This is a genomic window from Rhodococcus sp. NPDC057014, assembly GCF_042673295.1.
Lineage (GTDB): Bacteria > Actinomycetota > Actinomycetes > Mycobacteriales > Mycobacteriaceae > Rhodococcus_F.
Window position 1 is genome coordinate 1 of sequence record NZ_JBHUSF010000512.1, and the last position, 3,792, is coordinate 3,792.

The 3,792-nt window shown below is 67.9% G+C and carries 3 protein-coding genes; all 3 read right to left on the reverse strand.

Translation table 11 applies throughout. The annotated features are described in order from the left end of the window. Positions 1–2 precede the first annotated feature (2 nt). On the reverse strand, positions 3–1,463 hold the full coding sequence (locus ACFTZB_RS43965) for an APC family permease (protein ID WP_378442048.1): 1,461 nt from the start codon (positions 1,461–1,463) through the stop codon (positions 3–5). A gap of 88 nt (positions 1,464–1,551) precedes the next feature. Beyond that, positions 1,552–2,379: a MoaF C-terminal domain-containing protein gene (locus ACFTZB_RS43970; RefSeq protein ID WP_378442050.1), complete on the reverse strand. Its 828-nt coding sequence runs from the start codon at positions 2,377–2,379 to the stop codon at positions 1,552–1,554. 55 nt (positions 2,380–2,434) lie between these two features. Beyond that, the coding region (locus ACFTZB_RS43975) for an aldehyde dehydrogenase family protein (RefSeq protein WP_378442052.1) at positions 2,435–3,792 on the reverse strand (1,358 nt) is incomplete at its 5' end.

The window sequence follows — 3,792 nt, forward strand, 5'->3', positions numbered from 1 at the left end:
GTTCAGACGAGTTCGGCTTGGTAGTCGATGTTCGGGCGTAGTGCCGCCCAGCAGAATCCCAGTGCCGCGCAGAGCGGGATCAGCAGCAGCAGCCATCGTGCGACGCCGCCCTGTCCGCCGAGCAGGACGTCGTAGTTCTGCACGGCGAGCCACACGACCACCGCGAATCCGAGGAGTGCGCCGGCGGGTGCCACCGTGGTTTTCCAGATACTCGTCTCCAGGCGGGTGCGGACGAAGAAGGCGATGATCGACGCCGAGGTGAGGGCGAGGATCACGATGAGCGAGACGGTGCCCAGGGACAGCAACCAGCTGAAGGTGACGGTGATCGGGTCCGCGCCGGCGAGTTCGAAGACGGCGAGGATGATCGCGAGCGCGACGCCGACTACCAGGGCGGCCGCAGCGGGGGTGCCGGTCTTGGCGTTGGCTTCACCGAGGCGGTGCGGCAGCACCTTCGCTCGTCCCAGCGCATAGAGGTAGCGGGAGAACATGTTCTGGAAACCGATGAGCATGGCGATGAAACTGGTCACCACCAGGATTTCCATCACCGTGCTCAACCAGGCACCGACTTCGGACTCGGCGATGGCGAACACGAATCCGGCCGGGTCGTCGGTGGCGGCGGCCTGGACGGCGTCCGCGCCGACCGAGTTGCCCAGCGCCCAGGTCGTCAGGGCGTAGAAGACGCCGATGAACGCGATCGAGGTGTACACGGCGCGGGGAATGGTGCGGTGTGGGTCCTTCGCCTCCTCGGAGAAGACGACGGTGGCCTCGAAACCGGTGAAGCAGGTGATGCAGAACAGGAATGCCACACCGAGCCCGGGACCGACCAGCGCGGACGGATCGAAGGCCGCCGGCGAGTTCCCCGAGACGCCGCCCCCGAAAATGATCGCGACGTCCAGGACGACGAAGGCGGCGACCTCGAGCAACACGAGCAGCCCCAGTACCTTCAGGCTGACGTCGACACCGCGGACGGTGAGTGCGGTGACCACGGCCAAGGTGGCGAACAGCAGCACCCACGCCGGCACGTCGACACCGAGTTTGTCGGTGATCAACTGTTGCGCGAACACCGAGTACTGGGACCACAGGGCCGCCTGCAGCGCCGTGTAGGCCAGGATGGCCAGCCCGGCGGCGGCAGTGGCCAGTCGCGGCCCGAATCCCTGCGCGATGTATGCGACGAAGCCGCCGGCATTGGTGATGTGCCGGCTCATCGTCACGTACCCCACGGAGAAGACGACGAACAACAGGGCCGCCAGCAGATACGTCGCGGGGGCGGCGACGCCGTTGACGGAAAAGACGACGGGAGAGGCGCCGACGATCGCGGCCATCGGGGCGACTGCGGCGACGACGAAGAACACGATCGCCGCAACCCCGAGCCTGCCGGCCCGCAACCCCGCCCGCCCCTCCCCGGGGGGCTCGTCGTGACCCGTGTTCTGCGGCGGGACGGCCTGGTGGGGAGGGGTGGACATGGGAGCCTCCGAAGAAAGACATTCGCGGGGTAGTGCGGGGTGGGTGTCGCGGCGTGTTCGTGGGTGACAGTTGGCGGACGGATCCGCGTCAGGCCGTGGGTCCGGGGCGGGCGTCGTCGACGGACGGCGTGCGTTCGAATTCGCGCGCGTACGAGCCCATGGTGATGTTGACCAGATCACCGCTCTGCTGGTCGATGCCGAATTGGATGCCGACGGTGCGGAGGGCGTTCAGGTCGACCAGGACCATGCCCTCGACGCCGACATTCTTCTCCAGCCAGGAGAACAGGTACGTGTGCTCGCGCAGCTTCCAGTAGGTGCAGCTGTCGGTGTCACCCACACCGAGCTCGGCGCCGCCGATGCACAGCCAGGTGAAGAGGTTCTCGTTGAGATAGACGTGGTCGTAGACGTCGTCGCGGCTGTAGGCGTAGCGCACCCGGCGCCCGATCAGCTCGTCGGTCGGCTCGTGGGCGTCGGCTGAGGTGGCGGCGCTGCCGGCGATCTGGCCTTGGAACCACCGCTGGCGGGCGAGGTGGGGGTTGGAGCCGAGTCCGAGTTCGCCGACCGCGCCGGTGACCTGACCGGTGGTCAGATCGAGTGCGGCGCTGACCACGACCGGGTGGTCCTCGCCGCTGCGCCGGTAGTGGAGGTAGAACAGTCCGGGTTGCATCTCGAACAGTTCGTAGGTCTCGGTGCCGGCCTGCTCGCCGGTACGCCAGCTCAGTTCTGCTTCGGAAAATGCGTGGGTGAGGGTGAACTCGTCACCCGAATCCACGAAGCGGGCGTTCAGGGTGAGTTCCCGGCCGTCGAGGGCGCGGCTGTAGGCGGGCCGGTATTCGTCGAAGCCGTCGGCCATCTCGCTCAGCGAGGCCCAGTCGTCCTTGTTCCAGCTGAAGGCCGAGGTTGTGGAGGTGCTCATCGTGTCAGGTGTCCTTGGTTCTGTGGGGATTTCCGTGGGTCGTTCGGGGCCCGGGTCAGCCGAGGTTGACCCAGACGCCCTTGGTCTCGGTGAATTCGTCGATGGCGTTGGAGCTCATCTCCCGGCCCCATCCGCTGGAGCCGAATCCGCCCCACGGGGCGGCGGGATCGAGGAACGGCAGCATGTTGACGAAGACACTGCCGGCGTGGATCGACGCGGCGAGGTTGTGCGCCAACTCGAGGTCGTTGGTCCAGATGCAGGCGGCCAGACCGTAATCGGTGTCGTTGGCGCGGGCGGCGAGCTCGTCGGCGTCGTCGTAGGACAGGATCGACAGCACCGGCCCGAAGATCTCCTCGCGGGCGATGGTCATGTCATCGCGCACACCCGAGAACACGGTGGGCGCGAAGAAGTTTCCGCCGGACAACTCTCCGCCGACGCGGCTGCCGCCGGTCACCAGCTGCGCGCCCTCGGCGACCCCGGCGTTGACGAGACGCTCGACGTGGTCGGCGTGCTCGGGCGAGGCCAGCGGGCCGATCACCGTCTCCGGAGACATGCCGGGACCGATCGGCAGCGCGCCCGCCGCGGCGGCGATCTTCTCGGTGAACTCGTCCACCCGCTTCGAGTCGACGAAGAATCGCGTGTAGGCGGCACAGACCTGACCGCTGTTGAGCAGGGCGCCCTGCAGGTTCCCCGCGACCGCTGCGTCGATATCCGCATCTCGCGCAATGACACTCGGCGCCTTGCCGCCGAGTTCGAGGGTGACGCGCTTGAGGTTGCCCGAGGCGGCGACGACGATTTGCTTACCGACCGCGGTCGACCCGGTGAACGACACCTTGTCGACGTCGGCGTGCTCGGTGAGGGCCTTGCCTGCTTCTGGACCGCCGGTCAGGCAGTTCACGACTCCGGGCGGGAACCCGGCGTCCACGCACAGCCGGGCCAGGAACACGGTGCTCAGCGGCGTCTGTTCGGCGGGCTTGAGGATCACCGTGTTGCCGCAGGCCAGCGCCGGGGCCAGCTTCCAGGCGGCGATCATCAGCGGGAAGTTCCACGGGGTGATCAGGGCACACACTCCGACCGGTTCCCGGCGGGTGTAGTGCATCGTGTTGGGGATCGACACCGCCGAGTTCTTGCCCTCGATCTTGGTGCACCAGCCGGCGTAGTAGCGGAAGACCTCGGCAGCCATGGTGAGGCTGACGGTCTTCGCGACCCCGAGCGGCTGGCCCTGGTCGCGGGTTTCGAGTTCGGCGAGTTCGTCGGCGTGCTGCTCGATCAGGTCGGCGACCTTCCACAGCAGCCGCGCGCGGGCGGCGGGCACCAGTGCCTTCCACGCCGGATCGGTCAGCGCCTGCCGCGCCGCCGCGACCGCGGCGTCGACGTCCGCTGCGCCGGCGTCCGCGACCGTGCCCAGCGGCT

What these genes read in the sequence shown, in the direction of transcription:
- ACFTZB_RS43965 (WP_378442048.1), bottom strand. Translation starts at nt 1,463, where the DNA reads ATGTCCACCCCTCCCCACCAGGCCGTCCCGCCGCAGAACACGGGTCAC.
- ACFTZB_RS43970 (WP_378442050.1), bottom strand. Translation starts at nt 2,379, where the DNA reads ATGAGCACCTCCACAACCTCGGCCTTCAGCTGGAACAAGGACGACTGG.